Consider the following 19,515-nt stretch of genomic DNA (forward strand, 5'->3'; position numbering starts at 1 on the left):
TGGGGCGCAAACGCAATCAATAGAGCAATTAGTAAATTGGGCGGAGTCTGTACCCTACCAAATGATTGGTGCTGTCCCCGGGTAGCCAGACGGCAATTCGCGGAGCAAATTTAGCGGCTTGTTCAGGCCATCCTTTGCGTTGAAGCGTTGCAGCTCAGTTGCCCTCACAAGCGAATTCCAACTCCTTGCAGAAGTAGCCAGCGTGCCGCGTGTGGTCACGCTCAGCCTTAGTGGAAAGCAGTGAGTGCGCCGCGCCCCAGCCTGTGGCTCAGCAGAAGTGCGACCGCCGATCGAAGTACTACTGGTTTGCATCCATCGTGGAGTGCCCGCAAATTTTGCGAAATGCCTCATCACGCGCATCGACTTCCTGGCCTGAATATTGATGTGCTACACCTTCAAGAAGAGAAACAATCAGACTTGCCGGAACCGAGGGCGACGTCAGGCTCGTGCGATTCAGCTTTGAAACAGGGTTGACTCCGGAGTGGCGGATGGACGCCTGCATGTCTGTGTCCACCAACCCTGGAGCGAACCCCACGGTGCTGATACGTGCACCGAATTCCTGATGCATGGAGCGCGTGAACATGGCAAGAGCGGCCTTGCTGGCGCAGTAGGCGGACCAGCCTTCCATTGGTTTATTTGCGGCGCCGGACGATAGATTCACGATCACGCCACCGGCATCTGCCATGTACGGTACTGCACATGCGCTGCACAGATAGGGCCCATATACGTTGGTCAGCAAGGCGTCTTTCCATTTCGTTGCAGGGACTTCAGAGATTTTCCCGATGGGGTGCACCGTGCCCGCGTTGTTGACCAGCCCGTCCAGTCTGCCGAACTGCTGCATTGCAACTTGAACGAGCATGCGAACCTGCACGGAATCGCTGACATCACAAAGAACGGCCTCAAGATGAGGTCCGATAGCGGAGGCGATGTCCTGTATATCTTTCTCTTGGCGCACAGCGGCAACGACTCGATGACCACGGCCTACAAGTTGCCGGCAGACCTCGTAGCCAATGCCACGAGCGGCGCCAGTCACGATAAAAACTTTCGCTATGATCACGAAGCACGGTCCAGGTAATCGTGGAGCACACGCCCCTGCACCAACGTGAAATCACCTCGCCAGTAAAACCCGTCCAGCATTTCAACTACAGGAAGTCGATGGACAGGGGCTTGCACGTTAGGCCTCAGTTCGACGGTGCAGGGACCGGACCAGCATTCATGCACCGTCAATTCACCCAATCTGCGTGCTGTCAGCTGGCGAATCGCCGGACGGCCGTCGATGTGGTCAATGGCTTTCAGGTTGAAGTTCAGTGCGAAATCGTAGTAGTCGGCCATTTTGGCGATAACGCTGCGCGATTGTTTGTACGCCAGCGTTCCCGTAATGATCTCAATACCATTTCTTTCTACCCGCCCAACCCAAGCATCGCCGTCGGTGACCAATGTGGGCTTGCCTAGCTTTTTCGGCTGACCGTGGACTTCACGTCCATGAGCCACACCGACGTCAGAGGACAGGAACAGATAGGGAGAATATGAGCCTGCCTCGCCCGTACGGTCATAACGGCAACCCACCATGAAGTTGCTTTCCGTGTAAGGCCCGAGCCATTCGGTGTCGTTCATCTTGTAGATATGGGCCATCACTACATCAGAAGTGCGAGACAGTTCGGGTGGCAGCAAGGCGTCGACGCACTCGCCACGGGTTCGCCAGGCGAGCGTCAGTACTTCTACGTTCCGGAATGAAAACGGAAACGGCGGAATCATGGGCGCGTCGAAGGGTGTGGAAAAACCACTGCCCAGAATCTGTTCCGTCGTCAGGCGCCGGCCACGCATAACATCACGCTCACTCATTGGTTCTCCTTTTCGGGAAGTTCGACATTCATAACTTGGCGGGTGGAGTTGTGCACGCTGTGCATATGGCGCTCCATGGCGCTGACGACGCGGGTGCTGTCCCGCGCTGCGAGGGCATCCACTATTTCCTGGTGATCAGACAGCGACTGCTGCAGCATGCCCGGCGTCTCCCAACGCACGCGCCGGTATTCGGTGCCAAGGACATAAAGTGAGGCGGATACGCGCTCGAGAAAAGGATTGGCAACCGCCACGCGCAGGGTGTGATGGAATTCCATATCTGAAATACGGAATGCGACCGGGTCATTGACCAGCTTGCGCTGGGCTTGGACCATTGCATCGAGGCGTTCTATTGCCACGTCTGAAATGCGGCCTGTCAAGAGCCGACCCAGCCCGGCCTCGACCTCAAGCCGCGCCTCGTGCAAGGCTTCGAAGTTTTCGCCGGACAGGGTCAGGTACACCTGAAGCGGCTGGAGCAGATCGGTCGCATCTAAGCTCGAAACAAAAATTCCGCCACCCTGCCGAGTTTTGATGACGCCAAGAATCTGCAGGCCCCGTAGCGCTTCGCGAACTGATGGCCGCGACACCTGCAGGCTGGCAGCCAAGTCGCGCTCCGGTGGAAGCTGCTGACCCGGCTCCAGATTGCCCGTGCGAATCAGGTCGAGCAGGTGTTTGGCAACCTTCTCGGCAATGGAGACCCGTTCGATCGGCGCAATACCCAAATCCCGGCTTTCACCGGTTGAGACGGTAGGAAGGGAGGTCATTCGGTGAGAAGTGATGGCAGAAAGTTGGCAATAGAAGGAACGTAGGCAATCAATGCGATAACAGCCAGCCAGACTAGCGTGAAGGGAATGATCACACGGAACGTAGACGAATAGGGGATTTTGGCGATTCTGCAGGCGATCATGGCCAGCACGCCTACAGGTGGGGTCACGCTGCCGACGATGAGCATCATGATCACGGCAATACCGAATGACAGTGGATCAAAGTTCATGGCGTTGGCTGCTGTTACCAGCAGTGGCCCCGTCAACACCAGGGCGGGTATCGGCTCCATCACAATGCCAACAAAGAACAGCATGCCGAGGACCAGGGCCATGACCACATGTGGGTTGTTGGACACACCCATGATCATGTTCATCATAGCGGCGCTACTTCCAGTGCGAACAAGCACCCAGGAGAACAGAGCAGCACCTGCCAACACGACCAGCGCGGTGCCGGTGGTAATGGCCGACTCCATCACCGCCTCATAAAATGCACTGGCCCCCGTGCGCATGCGAAACAGGCAATAAATCAGCGCATAGACACAAGCTAGAGCACCGGCTTCGGTGGCCGTGAAGATGCCACCGAGAATGCCACCGAGCACAAGGACCGGCATCAACAAAGCAGGACCTGCTACAACGATGGCGCGGCCGCGTTGTGCAAAAGTAGCCTTGGTATCCCGCGGTGTTCCGGCGCGAAGGGCGTAGTACCAAGTCAGTAGCATGATGGCCATGGCACAGATGATCCCGGGTATCACGCCGGCGATGAAAAGCTTCCCGACTGATACGCCTGTAACGGACGAATAGATGACAGCAATGATGGACGGCGGAATGATTGGGGCCAGCATCGCGGCGCTGCTGGTCACGGCCACCGCGAAGGGCTTGTCGTATCCGGCTCGAGTCATGGCGGGAATCATGATCGACCCGACGGCAGCCACGTCGGCAGCCGCGGAGCCAGAAATCGCAGACATGAACGTGTTGGTCAGCACGTTGGCCTGTGCCAACCCACCGCGGAGATGACCAACCAATGAACGCGCCAGCGCCACAAGTTGTTCGGTGATGCCGCTGAGGCCCATCAGGGCGCCAGCGAACACGAATAATGGAATCGCCAGCAACGAAAAATTGTCGATAGACGTGTAAAAGAGTTGTGGGAGCAAGATAAGCGGAGCGCTCTCAAAAGCTGCAATTGCCACCACAGCGGCAAGACCCATCGAGAAGCCGATCGGTGTTCCGAGGGTCATTAGCACCAGAAACACAAGAATCATCACTGTGGCTGTCATGCAATCTGCCTAGGCCGTACAAGGGCGTCTATGGTAAAAACAATGGCTGCTAGGCAACCGATGGGCGCGGCTAGGTATACCCAGCTCATCGAAATCTCGGTGACCGGCGACATCGTTTCATGCGACCGGTTGACCAGCTGAACGCCGTAATAGCTGAGGATGGCTAGGAATACTACGGACACCGCGGCATTTATCCAGTCGAGCACCTTGCGAAAGGCCTCTCCGACCGAGGTGTGTAAGAGGTCCATAACGATGTGCGCCTTGCGGTCCGCCGCAATCGCAATTGATAGCATGGTCATCCAGTAGAGCGCAAAGCGCACATATTCTTCGGCCCAAAAAATGCTGTCATTAAGTACATAGCGCCAGAAAACTTGGGCGGCAACGGCCACCACGAAGCTCAAAAAAATCAGGACGGCTGCGGTTTCCACGCAGATTCGCAACGCCCGTATGAAAAGCGCCAGCGGCCTGATGGGCGCTGGGCCCGAGTTTTCTAGCGCGCCGTTCATTTCGCCGCCCCGACCTTTGCCAGTATTTCACCGAGGCCGTTGCGTTTGGAGAAGTCCTCGACCACCGGAGCGACGGCAGTTCTGAAGCTTGCGAGTTCCGGGTTTGGATTTAGCGTAGCCCATTTGGCGAGGTCGTTCCAAGCACCGGTTTCCAGAGCGATCTGCTGTTTGGACAGGCTATCGGTTACATGGCGTTTGGCCGCGGCGGCAATTATGGCCTGCGTGTCGCGTGGTAGTGCGCCAAAGCGGTCGGGATTCATCAGCAACCCGCTGTCCAGCAGGATGTGCTGCGTGCGCGATGCGAACTTGGTGACCTCGACATGCTTGGCAAGGATGAAGCTCGACGGGTTGCTTTCCACTCCTTCCACGACGCCAGCCTGCAGAGCCGAGTACACCTCGCCCCAAGGAACTGGCGTGACATTGGCGCCCAGCGCGCGGAACGTGGAGACATAAATCGGGATCTCTGGCACCCGGAGTTTCATTTGGCGAATGTCTGCGGCGGAATTTACTGCGCGCTTAGAGGTCAACATCACACGAAAACCGACGACGGCATGACCCAGTGCAACCAGGCCGGCTTTGGATCGAATTTCCTTCGTGCGCCATTCACCCACCGGTCCAGCCATGACCCGCTGCGCATGGTCGTAGTCATTGAAGATGAAAGGCAAGGACCACATCCCCAAGGCCGGAGCCCAGTTGCCGATGGTCGCGGTGTCGGCCATAGTCAGGTCGATGGTACCCAGGCGCGTTCCCTCGACACTGTCTCGCAAGCCGCCCATCTGGCTCAAGGGATGGACAACGATATCCACTTCACCGTTGGTTTTGGTGCGTACTTCGTCGGCAAACGCCAGCGCAGATTTATGCCGCAGGTCTTCTAAGTTGAAGATGTGCGACAGGTGCAGTGTTTGCTTAGCGTGAGCTCGGAACGGAATAACGCCGACGGTGGCTGCTGCCGCTGCGGATTGAATGAAACGGCGCCGGTTGCTGGTCATCATTGATTTGTCTCCTGTTGTGAATGGCGCAGTAGCCCTGCGCTCGCGGCTTTTGCATTTAGGCTGTGAAAGGAACGGGGCAGCGGGCCGGCTTGCCAGAAAGGCCGCGGTCAACTTCATCGGACGCCAACTCCTGCAATCGACCTATCGCCCGGTCGGAATACCAGGCTGCATGAGGCGTTAGGATGAGGTTCGGCGCCGAACGCAGAGGGCTGGTTTCGACTAAGGGCTCATGACCGAATACATCAAGGGCGGCGCGAACCTTCCCGGCCGTCAGAGCTGCGGCTAGGTCATTTTCATCAATCAGGTCGCCGCGGGAGCAATTCACGATCAATGCGCCATCGCGCATGGACGAAATGCTTTGCCGGTTGATCATTCCGCGCGTCTGCGACGTGGAGGGAACGTGCAGAAGCACGGCATCGGAGGACGTCAAGAGTTCATCTGTGGATACGCGGCGGACATTCAACGCCACGGCCTGCTCATCAGTCATCATCGGGTCGCTGACCACCATGTCAAAACCGAAATTTCTGATCCGGTGTAGCACAGACCGGCCGATGCGCCCCAATCCGACAAAACCGATAGTCGAGAGATCAAACGGCTTGAGCGGCGCAGAAATAGCGACCGCCTTCCATTGCCCTTGCCGGACCGATGCGTCCAGTTGAGGGATTTTGCGCAATCCGGCCAGCAAGAGCGCCACGGTGTGATCAGCCACCTCGTCGGTGCAATAGTCGGGTACATAGCACACACGATGCCCGCCAGCGAGTGCCGCTGCCACGTTGACATTGTCGAAGCCTACCCCATAACGAACGATGGTGGCGCCTGGCGCCAAGCCGTTAATCGCCTCTTCCTGAAGCGGGGCAAATTGCACAAATACAGCTGCCGCGCCTTTGACAGCCTCCGTCACCTCGGCACTTGTTCTGCATTGGTGTGCATTGAACTGGCCCTGATGCCGCAAGGCAACTGCCTGTTCGTACTCCAGCGTTGGAAATGTGCTGTCAGTGACCACAACTTTACGCATAGTGCTTTTACTTGGTTTGCTTGACTAATTGGACAGACCAATTGTAAGATGACTGTAGGTACTCGCTAGTAGTAACTACCCTAATAGGAGACAGCCGATGACGATTCAGGCACTGCGCACGCATGTCCTCGCTTGCCCGGAGCCCAATGACTTTGGTAATACGCGTTACACCCTGCTACTTGAAATGCGTACGCTGGAAGGCATACGGGCCTGGGGCGAGGCAATCACGCTATGGCCCGAAGCTGCGCATGCCGTGGCAAGCCTGATCAATTCCGGCTTGGGAGACACGGTTTGCGGTATGGACGAGCGTGAACCCGAGGCAGTCTGGCTAAAGCTCAAGACGCATACATGGTGGTACGGCGAAGGCGGACTCGCGTCAATGGCCATCTCGGCCATTGACATGGCTTGCTGGGACGCGGCCGCGCAGAATGCCGACCTTCCGCTCTATGCCTTGTTGGGAGGGCGGGCTCATCAGAGCCTGCCGGCACTCGCGTCCATGCACGTCAACCGCGCCACCCACGAAGAAGGCGCAGAGGAAGTGGCCGGACATATCCGCTCGGGCTTCAAGGGCGCAAAGCTGGGATTCGCTAAACGCGGCCTGTCGAGAGTCGGTCCTGACCCCGTCGTGAATCTTGCCTACCTGAAAGCAGTACGCGACGCGTGCGGCCCAGACGCTTCACTGATGGTTGACATCGGCAACGGTGTGCGTTGGGATGCTGCAACCGCCATTCGCGCCACCGACCTGTTTGCAGAAGTAGGAATCGACTGGATCGAGGAGCCGTTGCACCCGGACGACTTGGAAGGGCTTGCGCAACTGCGTAGACATACCGCGACACGCATCGCTACCGGCGAACGTGAGTGGACAGTTGAAGGCTACCGCCGGCTTATCGCGACGGGACTGGTCGATGTCGTGGGCGTCGATCCGGCGCGGGCCGAAGGGGTTACCGGGTTTCGCAAGATTGCGGCGATAGCGGAAGCGGCCCGGGTGACTGTGAACGCGCATGCGTGGTCCTCGGCGATTCTGACCGCAGCCTCGCTTCACCTGTCACTGTCCACACGATGTGCCCGCTGGTTTGAACTCAAGCCCTTGCCAAGTCCCCTGCAGCATGAACTGGTGCGTGAGCCTATCTGGCATGTGAAAGGGGAGGTCTTTGCGGGAAACCGTCCCGGTCTCGGCATTGAAATAGTGGATGCGGCATTGAACCGCTACAAGCATCAGTAATCTCCGGATTCAAAACCGCAACATACTCAAAGAATTCACGTCCATGCAACTTTCCAACTGCTTTTCACTGCAGAACAAGCGCTTCCTCGTGACCGGTGCCGCCTCCGGTATAGGCGCGGCTACGGCGGAGCTTCTGGTCGCCGCTGGTGCGAGAGTTGTCACGGCCGACCTCAATGAGGTTGCACAGCAATGCCGAGGCGAAAAAAGCCTCCGGCTGGACCTCGGTATCGAGGCTTCCTGCCTGGAGACCATACACGAGACCATTGCGGTTCTAGGTGGGCTCGATGGGCTGGTGCACTGCGCCGCAATGATTCGGCGCGAGGACATTGATGACGTGACCGAATACTCCATGCAACGCCAGTTTGCGGTCAACATGGCCGGGCCATTCCATCTCTGCCGCGCCGCCCGCCCATTGCTCGCAAAAGGCGGAGATGGACGGATCGTGCTATTCACGTCGCAAGGAGCGCACACGGGCGGCTATGTCGGATCTACTATCTATGCGATGACAAAAGCGGCGGTCATCGCCCTCGGCAAATCGCTTGCCCGGCAATGGGCTCCGGAGGGTATTCGCGTGAACATGATTTCGCCCGGTGCAGCCGATACCCCCATGCTGCGTGACGGTACATCATCCGCAGCTCTCGATGCATTCCTGAAGCTTGCGCCGCTCGGACGTGCAGGAACACCTTTTGAGGTGGCTGCGTGCGCTGCTTTTCTCCTCTCGCCCGCTGCTGCCTATGTGACTGGCCACACACTGGATGTGAACGGCGGCATGCTGATGCGCTAACTGATTTATACAAAGGAGACTACTATGAAACTAGTTCGATATGGAGAATCCGGCAAGGAAAAACCTGGCCTGGTAGACAAGGAAGGGACGCTGCGTGAACTGGGCGCGCATGTCGCCGACATCAACCTGCATATACTCACACCGGACAAACTGGCGGTGCTGCAGAAAATCGATACGAATAGCTTGCCTCGGGTAAATGGGGACGTACGCTTCGGTCCCTGTGTCGCCGGCATCAGCAAGATCATTTGCGTAGGCTTGAACTATGCCGATCACGCAGCCGAAACTGGTGCTGCAGTACCAGCGGAACCCATTATTTTCATCAAACCGCCATCTGCCGTCTGTGGTCCAGATGACGATGTAGAAATTCCCCGAAACTCCCATAAGACGGACTGGGAAGTCGAGCTAGGAGTGGTAATCGGAAAACGCACCAAATACGTTGATGAGGCGCAAGCGATGGAACACGTAGCAGGCTATTGCCTGATGAACGATGTGTCCGAACGCGAATTCCAGCTGGAACGTCTTGGCCAATGGGACAAGGGAAAAAGTCACGACACCTTCGCGCCGGTTGGTCCGTGGCTGGTCACAAGAGATGACATCGCCAACCCGCATGATCTCTCAATGTGGCTTGATGTAAACGGCAAGCGCTACCAAAACGGCAGCACCCGTACCATGGTGTTCGGCGTCGAAAAACTGGTGTCATACATCTCGCAGTTCATGACGCTGGAACCCGGCGACATTATTTCAAGCGGAACACCCCCAGGTGTTGGGCTGGGCCAAAAACCGCCGGTTTACCTGAAAGCCGGCGACGTGATGGCGCTGGGCATCGAAGGCCTCGGCGAACAACGGCAGGTGTGTGTTCAGGCCTGACACCAAAGCAGATCTACCGGTTCTGTCGTGATAAGGGTATCCGACAATCCGGGCCATGCTTGATTTCCGCAAAAGTTCAATCAACAGCGCCCTGCGCAAGGTCCTCAAACGGTTTCACTATCCCCTCGAAGTTATGCTGACGTGCGTGCGCTGGTATGTGGCCTATCCGTTGAGCCTGCGCCATGTTGAGGAAATGATGCAGGAGCGCGGTGTTTTCGTTGACCACGCCACTGTGCATCGCTGGGCAATCAAGATGGTGCCGGTGTTGGCTGCCGTTTTGCGGCGGCGCAAACGACCCGTTGGCCTGAGCTGGCGGATGGACGAGACCTACATCAAAGTGGCCGGCCAGTGGAAGTACCTTTACCGCGCGGTTGATCGCGCTGGTGATACGGTTGACTTTCTTCTCACTGCCAAGCGAGATATGGCTGCAGCGCGGCGCTTCTTGGAGCGCGCCATCAACCTGCACGGATTGCCAGAGAAGATCACCATCGACAAGAGTGGAGCCAACACGGCGGCCATAGAAAGCATCAAGGCCGACGCTTGCGTCGATATCCTGATGCGTCAAAACAAATACCTCAACAACATCGTCGAGCAGGACCATCGCGCCATCAAACGAATCACCCGACCGTTACTCGGATTCAAGTCGTTTTGGAGTGCACGAATCATCATTGCCGGGGTCGAGACAATGCACATGATTCGCAAGGGGCAGCTGAACTGCCCTGCCGGTCAGACCATGTCCGCAGCACAGCAGTTCTACAGTCTCGCAGTTTGATCACCAGGTCAGCAACGCAACTCCTTTCGGCCAGAGTCCGTTATTGCGACAAAACCATTTTTACCCCACCTGGTTATCGCCGCAAGACGGTACTGGTCGGACGCTTACCTTTATCCCGCAAGAGCATCGAGCCCATGTCAGTGGTCGATTCGCCATGATCGAAGACGGCATGGGCTTCAGCCTGGCTCCGTGGCGCCTGATGGTTGAGCAGCGGTTGGCGCAGTACGTAGCTTTCGTGGTGCGCGGCCAGTTCGTTACCTGGAAGTTCGGCCGCCAGCGCGGTATCGGTATCTAAGATTTGTTGACATTTCAGCCGAGCACACGATGGCACCGACGCGGCTGATGAACGAATGCCAGCCCGCGCACTATCAAGCCGATTCAACGACCCGCGTGGCTTCGCGATTTCCATCGGATGCTGTCCGACCTCCGTCATCGATTGAGGCGGAAGTGGCCTCCACGAGGAAGAAACGCGCGACCATTTCCTTTGTGATTTCGATCGCCCGCTTGAGGCTCATGTCGATATGTTCGGTGAGGGTATTGAGCGCCTCCTCCGTTTTGCGCTGCGCGATGAGGTCAACAATGGCCAAGTGGGCATCGAAGGCCTGGATGTTCCATGCAGACAATTGTTGGATGTCGATGTGCCGCGCTACGTGGATGCGGCGGGTGACGATTTCCATGAACGCCGACAGTTCCTTGTTGCGGGACAATGCAACTAATCTGCGGTGAAACTCCTCATCGGCGAGCAGCAGATCGCCGGTCGTTAGCGTCGCCGTTCGCTGCATCACTTCGACCCAGAATCGCTTGAGGGACGCGATCTCCTCGTCCGTGGCTCGTTGAATCACCAGGAACACAGCCCTGCGCTCCAACGCAATGCGCACCTGATACAGATCGAACACTTCGTCGACGCTGATGGCTTTGCGGAAGAACCCCTTGTTCATCACAAAGTCAAACAGACCTTCAGCCACGAGGCGATTCAACGCTTCCCGAAGCGTCGCGCGACTGACACAAAGTTCTCGTCCGAGCGCCTGCTCGTTGATTCGCGAGCCTGGTTTGAAGTCATACCGCATTGCTCGATCGCGCAGCTCATAATACAAACGCTCCACGCTGCTTTCGTCTCGGACCCGAGGCGGCGGTTTAACGGCGCTGCGTCGTGAAGTTGTAGCCATATGTTTATTTCAGTGTGGGTGGGCTCCCAGTGTAGCCAGTTCGTGTACGACACACATCTGCGTAGACAGCTGTCGGCACTTGTTTCAACATGACCCACAATAGGGCTTCACCCTAAGCCGCCGCTGGCACGCGTACCTTGGAAACCCTCATTTCGGGTCAACAACGCCACTGTGCGTCACCGTGTTCCGATTTGCTATCGGCAAACCCGCCTCTCGCATGGCCACAGCCACACACTCTGCCAACTCGGGTGGCAGCGAGGTCATGGGCAGCCGAAGCATGGGGGCACTGAGGCCTAAGAGGGACACGGCGTGCTTCACTGCAATCGGGTTTGATTCGCAGAAGAGCGCCGTGGTGAGGGGGTGTAGTTTCCGGGCGACCGTGCGAGCCATGTCGAGTTGGCCGAGGGCCATGTATGCACACAGGTCAGCGACCATACGCGGTGCAACGTTGGCAGTCACCGAAATGATGCCCCAGCCGCCCACGGCGACGTAAGGCAACGCGGTGAAGTCGTCACCGCTGTACAGCGCGAAATCAGTTGGAACCACGGAGGCGATGGCTTGGGCTCGGATCATGTCGCCCGACGCATCCTTGATGCCGCATATGTTCGGATGGGCCGCGAGGCGCTGCACAGTCTCCACGGAGAAATCGACGACCGTACGCCCCGCGACGCTGTACAGGATCAACGGCAATGAGGTTACCTCGGCTTGAGCGCTGAAATGGCGAAACAAGCCATCCTGCGTCGGCTTGTTGTAGTAGGGCACCACGCTGAGCAAAGCGTCAGCGCCTGCTTCGCTGGCGATGCGCGCGAGTGCAATCGCCTCGGAGGTGGCATTGGCGCCGACACCGGCGACTATCGGAATCCGCCCCGCGGCATGCTGAGCCGCCTCCACCAGCAGGCGGCCATGTTCTTCAATTGACAGGGTGGAGGATTCGCCCGTCGTCCCGGCAACGACGATGCCGCTCGTGCCCTGGCCAATGTGCCAATCTATCAGGGTTCGGAACTTCTGAAGATCCACCGAACCGTCATGAAGGAACGGGGTGATCAGTGCAACCAACGAGCCCCGTGGCAGGTTCGAAGACAATTTGGTGCACGCGTTCATGTTCGCGTTCTTTGCTCTTCGCTTTTCATTGTGTTTTCCCTTGCTGTTCCGGGGCGAGGTTCAATGGGGACGGCCGCCCAGGTAGAGCTCTCGCATCTCGCTGCTGTTAAGAAGATAGCTCGCACTGTTCTCCAGCGCGACGGTTCCCATCGACAGGACATAGGCTCTGTCGGACATGCGCAAGGCTTCCATGGCGTTCTGTTCCACCATGAGTACGGATACTTGCTCGGTCTCCCGAATGCGAGAGATTGCATCGAAAACCTCGCCCAAGGTCTTGGGCGAGAGACCCGCCGAGGGCTCGTCAAGCAACAAGACCTGAGGGCGCGGCATCAGCGCACGCGCAAGCGAGAGTATTTGCCGCTCGCCGCCGGAGAGCGAGGATGCGGGGGCAGTCATCTTCCGACGAAGGACCGGATAGATGTCGCACAGTTGCTCCATGCGTTCAGCACAAGCCACCTTGGTGCAGAACTGGCCCCCAAGCGCCAGATTCTCCCAAGTAGTGAGCGCGCCGAAGACGTTCTCCGTCTGCGGTACAAAGCCTACGCCGCAGTGGCGGACCTTGCGATGCGCAGGTACATTCGTGACTTCGCTACCGGCAATCCGCACGACGCCGGAGCGGGGTTTCAGGAAGCCCGCGACCGTCTTCAGCAGCGTGGACTTTCCGCACCCGTTGGGTCCGAGAATGCAGACGATCTCACCGCGCGCGACTTTCAATGAAATGCCACGCAGGATATCGACCTCCACCGCATATCCGGCGACCACGTTGTCGACTTGAATGGCGAGGCTGTCCGTCCGCTGCAGGGCCGACGGCACCGCTTGTGGCGTCTGGGGCCAGAGTTCAGGTGTCATCACGCGGCTTCCTTGCAGATCTGGGAAACGGGTTGAGCTTGATCAGTCGGGCGGCCCAGGTAGGCCTCCAGCACCTTGGGGTTAGTAGCAAGCTCGGAGGGAAGGCAGTCGGCGACGATCCGGCCACGATCAAGGACGATGCACCGGGTGCAGACTTCACGAACGAAGTGCATGTCGTGTTCGACGATCATTTGAGAAATGCCGCGCTGGTTCAGCCGTTGCAACGTACCCACAATGTCGCGCCGCAGATTCGGATGAACGCCGGCAGTAGGCTCGTCGAGCATCAGGAGTTTGGGCGCGCCCATCAGTGAGCAGGCGATGCTCAAGAGCTTCTTCTGCCCCCCCGACAGGGAGGCCGCCGGCAGATCCTTCACCTTGGCCAGCAGGAGCTCGTCGAGCAACCTGTTGGCCTGGTCTATGGCGGCTCGCTCCGCTTGTTTCACCGATGCAGGACGCAACATCGTCGCGATCACGCCGTGGTGCGAGGTGCTCGCTGCCACCGTAACCTCGAGCACCGACATCTTCTGAGGCATCGAGGGCAACTGAAACGTTCTGGCGATACCGCTGTGCACGATCTCGTGGCTCTTCCAGCGGGTGACATCGGTATTCCCCAGACAGACGCTTCCGGCATCTGCCCGCGTGAAGCCCGAGATCGCATTCAACAAGGTGCTCTTGCCAGATCCGTTCGGACCGAGCAACCCGACGATCTCGCCGGGGTGGATCTCAAACGAGACATCGTTCAACACCTGGTTGCCGCCGAACGCCTTGGCGACGTGGGCGACCCTCAGAAGTACTTTCATCGAATTCTCCGAACGCGTTCCGGCAGCAGGCCCTCTGTGCGCCACAGTAGGCAGGCCAGAAGAAGGCAGCCAATCAAACCGAGACGTACCGCGCCAGCGACGTCCGAGCTAATGCCCAGGTAATCTTTTGCGAAAGGAACGGCTGTATAGATCATCTGAACGATCACGGCACCTAGGACTACGCCTCCGGCATTGCCGAGCCCACCGATCATGACCATCGTCCAGATCAGAAACGTCTCGGAGGCGAGCATGAAGTCCGGGCCGACGTAGCTCATGTACAGCCCCAGCAAAGATCCACCGATGGAGGCCGCCACGGCCGAAACCATGGTGGCTTTGGACTTCAGCGACACTAGGTTGTATCCAAGGCTGGTCGCCAACGCGGGCTCCTCCCGCATGAGCCGAAGGGCACGCCCGAAGCGTCCAGCTGCCAGGCGTCGCGATAGCAGAGCTGCCACCAACGCCGCGCCAACAGCAGCGGCAAGAAATGCACTTCGGTCCCAAGGGCGTTCGATGTGTTGGAACAGCCGCGGAATGCCGCTCATCCCCTGCGCCCCTCCCGTGAGCCAGTTTTCGTTCAGCGCAACCGTGCGTAGGATCTCTGCAATCGCGAGCGTGGCGATTCCCCAGTAGTCCGCGCCGAGGTTGCGACCGAGTCGCGACATCCCGAAACCCAGCGCCGCAGCGGCAGCGCAGCCGGCTGCGATCCCGATGATGGGTGACACGCCCGATGCGCTGGAAATGCCGATCGCATATGCGCCGATACCCACGAATGCGATGTGGCCCAGATTCAGGAGTCCGGCATAGCCCGCCTGGAAGTTAAGAGCAATCGCGATGAGCGCATAGATCGAAGCGACCGTGGCGATATGGATAGCAAAGTCAAACACGGCGAACCTCACGATCGAACAGACCGTACGGGCGGAAAAGCAATGCCACCAGCAGGAAGAGGAAGGATGCCGCCCCGATGTAGGTGACGGGAAGAAATGCCAGGGGCTGGCCGACAGCCCAACCGAAGTTGATGTTGGTCACGGCTGTCTCCGCGATGGCGATGAGAAAAGCACCTGCTGCTGCCCCGAGGGGATTGCCCAGCCCCCCGATGATGGCCGCAGCGAACACGGGCAACAGGAGGTCGGTGCCCAGGTTGACGTGGACGTCGCCCGTCATCGCGAGCATCGTGCCACCGACCGACGCGAAGGCTCCGCTGGTGAAGGCGATCAGGTTGGTGATAGTCGCGGCATCAATACCGGTGGCTGCGGCCAGAGATCGGTTGGCCGACAAGGCACGCATCGAGCGCCCGACACTGGTCCGGTACAAGACCAAGGCGAAACCGATCAGGACGGTCAGTCCTGCGGCAATCGAGTAGAGCTGTGCATGCGCCACCCTGGCACCGCCGATGATGACGGGTGGTGTGATATCGAATGCGTACCGCAGGGGACGCGATCCGGCAAAACCTAGGATGCAAGCCACGATCACCATGGACACAGCCAATGAACCGATCATCGCGATCGCAGGACCGGCGCGAAGCAGTCGGGTGAAGATGAGGCTATTCAGGACCACCGCGAAGATGCCCGTTATCAGGCACGAGACAAGCATGGCGACGGTAAACGGCAAGCCAAGTTTTTGGCCGGCCAGCGTAAGGAAGGCGCCCAGTGTTGCGTACTGTACGTGCGCGACATTTGGGAACTTGACCAACGCGTAGACCGCGCTCAGGCCGACCGCGACCAGTGTGATGTCGGCCGACCGGATCAGCACGTCCAGGATGAATTGAAACATGGCAGTAGCCGCTTGGGTTGCTTCAGGAGCGCGCAGCGGACCGTGCACGCCTGAAGTATCGGGTTATCGAACTGCCTGCAGCCGTTGGATTTCTCCGAGACGTGCCGCAGGCTGCGTCCTCGCAGGAGGAAAGAACTGCCATTTCAGCGCGGCACAACACCGTTCGTATAGCGGGTCTTCACGTAGGGTTGAACCGTGCGCTGACGATCGGCATCGAATGCAATGGCGCCGGTCACGCCCTCGAATTTCCTGCCCGTTTCAAGCAGTGCCGCGCGAACTTTGGCCGGCTCCGTGGATCCCGCCTTGTTGATTGCAGCCGCGGCCAGGATGACGCCGTCGTAGGCATAGCCGCTGTAAGCCGATTTGAACTTCTCGCCAAACCGCTTCGTGTACGCTTCTTCATATTGACGGCCGTTGGGCCCGGTGGAGCTCACCTCCATGCCCAGCTGTCCATTGGCAATCTGCGCCGGGGTGTCAGTGGTGCACATGGTCTGGTAGATCGCATACCATGCCGACTTGTTGAGGGCCAAGTCATAGGCTTCGCGGTTGATGATGGCCGCTTCTTGGCCATATGCACTGTAGACATAGACGTCGGGCGCGGCCCGCTCGAGCTGCTGCAACTCACGCCGGTAGGTGGATTGGCCCGCGGTGTAGAGGACGGATCCAACCACTTTGCCACCCATGGCTTCGAAGTTCTTCTTGAACTCCTCTGCAACGCCCTGGCCGTAGGCGTTGTTCGGTGCAATGAATGCAGCCTTGCGGTACTTTTGATCGAAGACATCCTGCGCTGCGAACTTGGCGGATACGTCATCCAGCCCGATCACGCTGAATGAGCCTTCGCCGATGCTGCGTACCTTGGGGCTCGAACTCCCGATGTTGACATGCGACACGCCTTCGTTGACTAGGTACTGTGCGGTCGGGATTGTGATGCCGGAAGAATACTCACCCAGAACCACCGGCACCTTGTTGACTGTCACGAGTTTCTTCGCGCCGTCCAGCGCGGTCGGCGCACGCCCACCCGAATCTTCGGTGATTACTTTCAATTTCCGCCCAAGTACACCGCCGGACGCATTTACGCGTTCAACGGCCAGTTCCATGCCGCGGCGCTGGTCCTCACCAATGCTCGCACTCGAACCCGTCAGGGGCAGCACCGCGCCGATGGCGATGTCCTGCGCTCGGACGGCGCCGATCGATCCCACACACACGCCCAGCACAGCCAGGGCTTTGATTGCACGCTTCATCATGATTGGATCCTTTAGATTCCTTGGTTGCTAAATCGCCGCGGGCAACTTGTCCGCGACACGGTAAAAGAAGACGAAAGACTTTGCGGGGAAGGAGATAACGGCGCCTCCCGCGCGCGACGCCGTCCTGGTTTCAGAGGTCAAAGAGCCGTCCTAGGTGGGGCACTTTGTCTTGCACCCCACCTAGGCGGAGCGCGTGCCAGGCCATGGCGTGGTTGCTGGACAGCACGGGTTTGCCCAGTAGCTGTTCCAGTTCAGTGACCTGGCTTGCCACGCGCAAGCTGGTGCACGACACAAAGACTGCGTCGACGGCGTCGTCAGAGCCCAGGTCAAGCACTGCATTGCGAATTGATTGGGCATCAATGCGGGCGACCTCGTTGTCATTAGCGTGGTTGAACGAACCGGCCTTGACGACCTGGATGTCGCGCGCTTCGATATAGCTGGCCATCCATTCGCTCACGCTGCGCACATAAGGCGTCAGCAGCGCGATGCGCTTGGCTCCCAGGGCACGCAGGCCCGCGAGTGCCGCTGTGATAGGAGTGGTGCACGCAACACCTGGTCTCGCCTCGCGAATGCGCTCAAAGACTTTCTCTTCGCCGATCACCATTGCACCAGACGTGCACCCGAATGCAACGACGTCGATGCGCTCTCCAGGCCGGATCAAAGCGACGCTTGCGGCAATGTCCTTTTCCATGGCCGCCAGCGTCTCGGGTGATATGTCGGGCGAATTGGCAAGTCGGCATTCGTAGAAGCCCACGCCATCCAGACGCAGCAGGTTCCGCCACTCGTGTTCAATGGTGTGATCGGTGGCCAAGACCACCAGTCCGATGGCCGCCCGGTGTGAGACACCCTGATCCAGCGTGAAGGGTTGCACCGCGAAAGCTGCTTTTGCAATCGTGCTCATCACAGTGTCAGTCCTTGAAGATCGAGATCCGGCGTGTGTCCATTCATGATGTCGACGAGGATCTGTGAGGTTCCGCAAGCCATGGTCCAGCCCATGTGCCCGTGGCCCGTGTTGAGGTAGAAATTGCTATGGCCGGTCTTGCCCAGGATTGGCGCACCGGCCGGTGTCATGGGACGCAGACACGACCAATAGGTGGGCTTGTCGTAATCCGCGCCTTCGGGGAACAGGTCCCGTGCGGCTTGCAACATGTGAACGAAATCGCTGGGCCGATACGAGGTGTCATAGCCGGCGAATTCGGCGGTGGCGGTGAATCGAAGTCGATCGCCAAAGCGGGCCCAGGCCACCAGGTTGTTCTCATCGACTCCACCCATGGTGGGCGGCCGGTGGTGCGCATGCACGGGCAACGTGACCGAGTAACCCTTGACCGGGTAGACCGATAGCCGATAACCGAGCTTGCTTGCCAACAGCGGCGAATAGCTTCCTAGGGCCAAAACGAAGTCATCACCCTTGACTTGGCCTTTGTCCGTAAGAACGGCGTCGACGCGGTTGCCCGCGTGTGAGAAGCCCTGGATCTGTCGGTCCAGCTCGAATCGCACGCCGAGAGCCCTGCAGCGCCTTTCAAGGTCCTGGGAGAAAAGGTGCGCATCGCCGCTTTCGTCGGTCGGGCAGAAGATGGCGCCGGCGATGCGGTGCTTGGAAGCTGCCAGAGTGGGTTCGCGCAGCGCGACCTCGTCGGGCGTCAGAATCTGCAGAGACAGACCGTTGTCCGAAAGGACGGTCATCGCTGAGCAGCCTTTGGCGAAGGAGGCTTGGTCCCTGTAGAGGTAGAGCAGCCCACCTTCAATGCGGTCGTACTGCAAGCCCTCGGATGCCGTGAGCTCCTGCAGCTTGCGCTGGGAGTAGACGCACAAGTGCAACTTGCGCGTAGTGTTCAGCCGGGACCGTTCCGCTGTGCAGTTGCGCAGGAACTGCAGACCCCAAGCCCACATCCTGGGATCGGCATTGAGCCGCAGCCGCAAAGCCTGTCCGTCCTGGAAAAGCGATTTGAACAGGATCTTGGGCGCCTTCGGCGATGCCCAAGTGTAGGAATGCCCGGGCGCGACCAATCCCGCATTGGCATAACTTGTCTCCCGCGCGACGCTAGGCTGACGGTCGATCACCGTGACCTCGCGTCCGCTCTTCGCCAAGTAGTACGCCGTGGTCACACCCACGATGCCCGCTCCAAGGATAACCGTCTTCATTCGGAACTCCCCGATCAGGCTGCCGCGATGACGCCGATTTCGACGGTGTACTGCGGGAATGCCAGTTTCGACTCCACACAGGCTCGGGCAGGCGTGTTGCCGGCGGGCACCCAGGCGTCCCAGACAGAATTCATCTCGCCAAAGCTGGACGCTTCAGCCAGCCAGATGTTCGCGCTCAGGATCTTGGTCTTGTCGCTGCCAGCCTCCTCCAGAAGCTTGTCTATCTTGTTGAGGATTTGCTGGGTCTGCCCGGCCACGTTTGCGCCGGTATCGTCGGCTACTTGGCCCGAGACAAAAACGAAGCCATTGTAGTTAACGGCGGCGCTCATGCGGGCACCAGGTTGCAAGCGTTTGATCTGCATTCGATAGTCCTTGAAAAAATAATGTTGATTGATTTCACATGTGCCG

Annotated in this window: 22 protein-coding genes; 5 read left to right on the forward strand and 17 right to left on the reverse strand. The window is 58.6% G+C overall.

Annotated elements, in window-relative coordinates:
• Positions 1–298: 298 nt before the first annotated feature.
• From PSV05_RS00240 to PSV05_RS00270, 7 genes are read right to left on the reverse strand one after another with little or no spacing between them, the layout of a single operon-like run.
• Positions 299–1,057 carry an SDR family oxidoreductase gene (locus PSV05_RS00240; protein ID WP_300059751.1) on the reverse strand — a complete coding sequence of 253 codons (759 nt, stop codon included), beginning with the start codon at positions 1,055–1,057 and terminating at the stop codon, positions 299–301.
• Positions 1,054–1,842 (reverse strand): acetoacetate decarboxylase, encoded by a 789-nt coding sequence (locus PSV05_RS00245; protein ID WP_300059754.1) that lies wholly within the window; start codon positions 1,840–1,842, stop codon positions 1,054–1,056. Before PSV05_RS00245 ends, PSV05_RS00240 begins: the two co-directional genes overlap by 4 nt.
• The gene (locus tag PSV05_RS00250; RefSeq protein ID WP_300059757.1) at positions 1,839–2,603 is read right to left on the reverse strand and encodes a FadR/GntR family transcriptional regulator; all 765 of its coding nucleotides are present in this window, start codon (positions 2,601–2,603) and stop codon (positions 1,839–1,841) included. The genes PSV05_RS00245 and PSV05_RS00250 overlap by 4 nt, the downstream gene beginning before the upstream one ends.
• Positions 2,600–3,877 (reverse strand): TRAP transporter large permease, encoded by a 1,278-nt coding sequence (locus PSV05_RS00255; protein ID WP_300059760.1) that lies wholly within the window; start codon positions 3,875–3,877, stop codon positions 2,600–2,602. Before PSV05_RS00255 ends, PSV05_RS00250 begins: the two co-directional genes overlap by 4 nt.
• Positions 3,874–4,383, reverse strand: a complete 510-nt coding sequence (locus PSV05_RS00260) for a TRAP transporter small permease (protein WP_300059763.1) — start codon at positions 4,381–4,383, stop codon at positions 3,874–3,876. The genes PSV05_RS00255 and PSV05_RS00260 overlap by 4 nt, the downstream gene beginning before the upstream one ends.
• On the reverse strand, positions 4,380–5,375 hold the full coding sequence (locus tag PSV05_RS00265) for a TRAP transporter substrate-binding protein (RefSeq protein WP_300059766.1): 996 nt from the start codon (positions 5,373–5,375) through the stop codon (positions 4,380–4,382). The genes PSV05_RS00260 and PSV05_RS00265 overlap by 4 nt, the downstream gene beginning before the upstream one ends.
• A gap of 55 nt (positions 5,376–5,430) precedes the next feature.
• Positions 5,431–6,390 (reverse strand): C-terminal binding protein, encoded by a 960-nt coding sequence (locus PSV05_RS00270; protein WP_300059769.1) that lies wholly within the window; start codon positions 6,388–6,390, stop codon positions 5,431–5,433.
• Positions 6,391–6,487: 97 nt separating this feature from the next.
• Here PSV05_RS00270 and PSV05_RS00275 point away from each other — a divergent pair, with 97 nt between their 5' ends.
• Genes PSV05_RS00275 through PSV05_RS00295 form a run of 5 tightly spaced genes read left to right on the forward strand, consistent with a single transcriptional unit; the run spans position 6,488 to position 10,330 of the window.
• The gene (locus tag PSV05_RS00275) at positions 6,488–7,612 is read left to right on the forward strand and encodes a mandelate racemase/muconate lactonizing enzyme family protein (protein WP_300059773.1); all 1,125 of its coding nucleotides are present in this window, start codon (positions 6,488–6,490) and stop codon (positions 7,610–7,612) included.
• Positions 7,613–7,655: 43 nt separating this feature from the next.
• Positions 7,656–8,396 carry an SDR family oxidoreductase gene (locus PSV05_RS00280; protein WP_300059776.1) on the forward strand — a complete coding sequence of 247 codons (741 nt, stop codon included), beginning with the start codon at positions 7,656–7,658 and terminating at the stop codon, positions 8,394–8,396.
• A 24-nt stretch (positions 8,397–8,420) separates the two neighbouring features.
• Positions 8,421–9,263 (forward strand): fumarylacetoacetate hydrolase family protein, encoded by an 843-nt coding sequence (locus tag PSV05_RS00285; protein ID WP_300059779.1) that lies wholly within the window; start codon positions 8,421–8,423, stop codon positions 9,261–9,263.
• Positions 9,264–9,318: 55 nt separating this feature from the next.
• Positions 9,319–10,035 (forward strand): IS6 family transposase, encoded by a 717-nt coding sequence (locus PSV05_RS00290; RefSeq protein WP_300059782.1) that lies wholly within the window; start codon positions 9,319–9,321, stop codon positions 10,033–10,035.
• 43 nt (positions 10,036–10,078) lie between these two features.
• A complete protein-coding gene (locus PSV05_RS00295) occupies positions 10,079–10,330 on the forward strand; it encodes a DUF3363 domain-containing protein (RefSeq protein WP_300059784.1) in 252 nt (83 codons plus the stop codon).
• A gap of 73 nt (positions 10,331–10,403) precedes the next feature.
• Here the strand turns inward: PSV05_RS00295 and PSV05_RS00300 are convergent, their stop codons facing one another.
• From PSV05_RS00300 to PSV05_RS00345, 10 genes are all read right to left on the reverse strand, one after another.
• Entirely contained in the window at positions 10,404–11,138 is a 735-nt protein-coding gene (locus tag PSV05_RS00300) for a GntR family transcriptional regulator (protein ID WP_300059787.1), read from the reverse strand.
• Positions 11,139–11,348: 210 nt separating this feature from the next.
• Positions 11,349–12,302 carry a 4-hydroxy-tetrahydrodipicolinate synthase gene (gene dapA, locus PSV05_RS00305; RefSeq protein ID WP_300059790.1) on the reverse strand — a complete coding sequence of 318 codons (954 nt, stop codon included), beginning with the start codon at positions 12,300–12,302 and terminating at the stop codon, positions 11,349–11,351.
• Positions 12,303–12,362: 60 nt separating this feature from the next.
• The gene (locus tag PSV05_RS00310) at positions 12,363–13,151 is read right to left on the reverse strand and encodes an ABC transporter ATP-binding protein (protein ID WP_300059793.1); all 789 of its coding nucleotides are present in this window, start codon (positions 13,149–13,151) and stop codon (positions 12,363–12,365) included.
• Complete coding sequence (locus tag PSV05_RS00315; protein WP_300059795.1) at positions 13,151–13,951, reverse strand: ABC transporter ATP-binding protein; 801 nt, start codon at positions 13,949–13,951, stop codon at positions 13,151–13,153. The genes PSV05_RS00310 and PSV05_RS00315 overlap by 1 nt, the downstream gene beginning before the upstream one ends.
• Positions 13,948–14,835 (reverse strand): branched-chain amino acid ABC transporter permease, encoded by an 888-nt coding sequence (locus PSV05_RS00320; RefSeq protein ID WP_300059797.1) that lies wholly within the window; start codon positions 14,833–14,835, stop codon positions 13,948–13,950. The genes PSV05_RS00315 and PSV05_RS00320 overlap by 4 nt, the downstream gene beginning before the upstream one ends.
• Positions 14,828–15,721 carry a branched-chain amino acid ABC transporter permease gene (locus PSV05_RS00325; RefSeq protein WP_300059799.1) on the reverse strand — a complete coding sequence of 298 codons (894 nt, stop codon included), beginning with the start codon at positions 15,719–15,721 and terminating at the stop codon, positions 14,828–14,830. Before PSV05_RS00325 ends, PSV05_RS00320 begins: the two co-directional genes overlap by 8 nt.
• 143 nt (positions 15,722–15,864) lie before the next feature.
• A complete protein-coding gene (locus tag PSV05_RS00330; protein WP_300059801.1) occupies positions 15,865–16,965 on the reverse strand; it encodes an ABC transporter substrate-binding protein in 1,101 nt (366 codons plus the stop codon).
• Between the two features lie 130 nt (positions 16,966–17,095).
• A complete protein-coding gene (locus PSV05_RS00335) occupies positions 17,096–17,866 on the reverse strand; it encodes an aspartate/glutamate racemase family protein (RefSeq protein ID WP_300059803.1) in 771 nt (256 codons plus the stop codon).
• Positions 17,866–19,107, reverse strand: coding sequence for a D-amino acid dehydrogenase (locus PSV05_RS00340; RefSeq protein WP_300059805.1), 1,242 nt, complete (start codon positions 19,105–19,107; stop codon positions 17,866–17,868). Before PSV05_RS00340 ends, PSV05_RS00335 begins: the two co-directional genes overlap by 1 nt.
• A 14-nt stretch (positions 19,108–19,121) precedes the next feature.
• Positions 19,122–19,469: a RidA family protein gene (locus PSV05_RS00345; RefSeq protein ID WP_300059807.1), complete on the reverse strand. Its 348-nt coding sequence runs from the start codon at positions 19,467–19,469 to the stop codon at positions 19,122–19,124.
• Between the last annotated feature and the right edge of the window lie 46 nt (positions 19,470–19,515).

It is taken from the genome of Thermomonas sp. (assembly GCF_029945965.1).
Taxonomy (GTDB): domain Bacteria; phylum Pseudomonadota; class Gammaproteobacteria; order Xanthomonadales; family Xanthomonadaceae; genus Thermomonas.

What these genes read in the sequence shown, in the direction of transcription:
- PSV05_RS00245 (WP_300059754.1), bottom strand. Translation starts at nt 1,842, where the DNA reads ATGAGTGAGCGTGATGTTATGCGTGGCCGGCGCCTGACGACGGAACAG.
- PSV05_RS00250 (WP_300059757.1), bottom strand. Translation starts at nt 2,603, where the DNA reads ATGACCTCCCTTCCTACCGTCTCAACCGGTGAAAGCCGGGATTTGGGT.
- PSV05_RS00255 (WP_300059760.1), bottom strand. Translation starts at nt 3,877, where the DNA reads ATGACAGCCACAGTGATGATTCTTGTGTTTCTGGTGCTAATGACCCTC.
- PSV05_RS00260 (WP_300059763.1), bottom strand. Translation starts at nt 4,383, where the DNA reads ATGAACGGCGCGCTAGAAAACTCGGGCCCAGCGCCCATCAGGCCGCTG.
- PSV05_RS00265 (WP_300059766.1), bottom strand. Translation starts at nt 5,375, where the DNA reads ATGATGACCAGCAACCGGCGCCGTTTCATTCAATCCGCAGCGGCAGCA.
- PSV05_RS00270 (WP_300059769.1), bottom strand. Translation starts at nt 6,390, where the DNA reads ATGCGTAAAGTTGTGGTCACTGACAGCACATTTCCAACGCTGGAGTAC.
- PSV05_RS00275 (WP_300059773.1), top strand. Translation starts at nt 6,488, where the DNA reads ATGACGATTCAGGCACTGCGCACGCATGTCCTCGCTTGCCCGGAGCCC.
- PSV05_RS00280 (WP_300059776.1), top strand. Translation starts at nt 7,656, where the DNA reads ATGCAACTTTCCAACTGCTTTTCACTGCAGAACAAGCGCTTCCTCGTG.
- PSV05_RS00285 (WP_300059779.1), top strand. Translation starts at nt 8,421, where the DNA reads ATGAAACTAGTTCGATATGGAGAATCCGGCAAGGAAAAACCTGGCCTG.
- PSV05_RS00290 (WP_300059782.1), top strand. Translation starts at nt 9,319, where the DNA reads ATGCTTGATTTCCGCAAAAGTTCAATCAACAGCGCCCTGCGCAAGGTC.
- dapA (WP_300059790.1), bottom strand. Translation starts at nt 12,302, where the DNA reads ATGAACGCGTGCACCAAATTGTCTTCGAACCTGCCACGGGGCTCGTTG.
- PSV05_RS00310 (WP_300059793.1), bottom strand. Translation starts at nt 13,151, where the DNA reads ATGACACCTGAACTCTGGCCCCAGACGCCACAAGCGGTGCCGTCGGCC.
- PSV05_RS00315 (WP_300059795.1), bottom strand. Translation starts at nt 13,951, where the DNA reads ATGAAAGTACTTCTGAGGGTCGCCCACGTCGCCAAGGCGTTCGGCGGC.
- PSV05_RS00325 (WP_300059799.1), bottom strand. Translation starts at nt 15,721, where the DNA reads ATGTTTCAATTCATCCTGGACGTGCTGATCCGGTCGGCCGACATCACA.
- PSV05_RS00330 (WP_300059801.1), bottom strand. Translation starts at nt 16,965, where the DNA reads ATGATGAAGCGTGCAATCAAAGCCCTGGCTGTGCTGGGCGTGTGTGTG.
- PSV05_RS00335 (WP_300059803.1), bottom strand. Translation starts at nt 17,866, where the DNA reads ATGAGCACGATTGCAAAAGCAGCTTTCGCGGTGCAACCCTTCACGCTG.
- PSV05_RS00340 (WP_300059805.1), bottom strand. Translation starts at nt 19,107, where the DNA reads ATGAAGACGGTTATCCTTGGAGCGGGCATCGTGGGTGTGACCACGGCG.
- PSV05_RS00345 (WP_300059807.1), bottom strand. Translation starts at nt 19,469, where the DNA reads ATGCAGATCAAACGCTTGCAACCTGGTGCCCGCATGAGCGCCGCCGTT.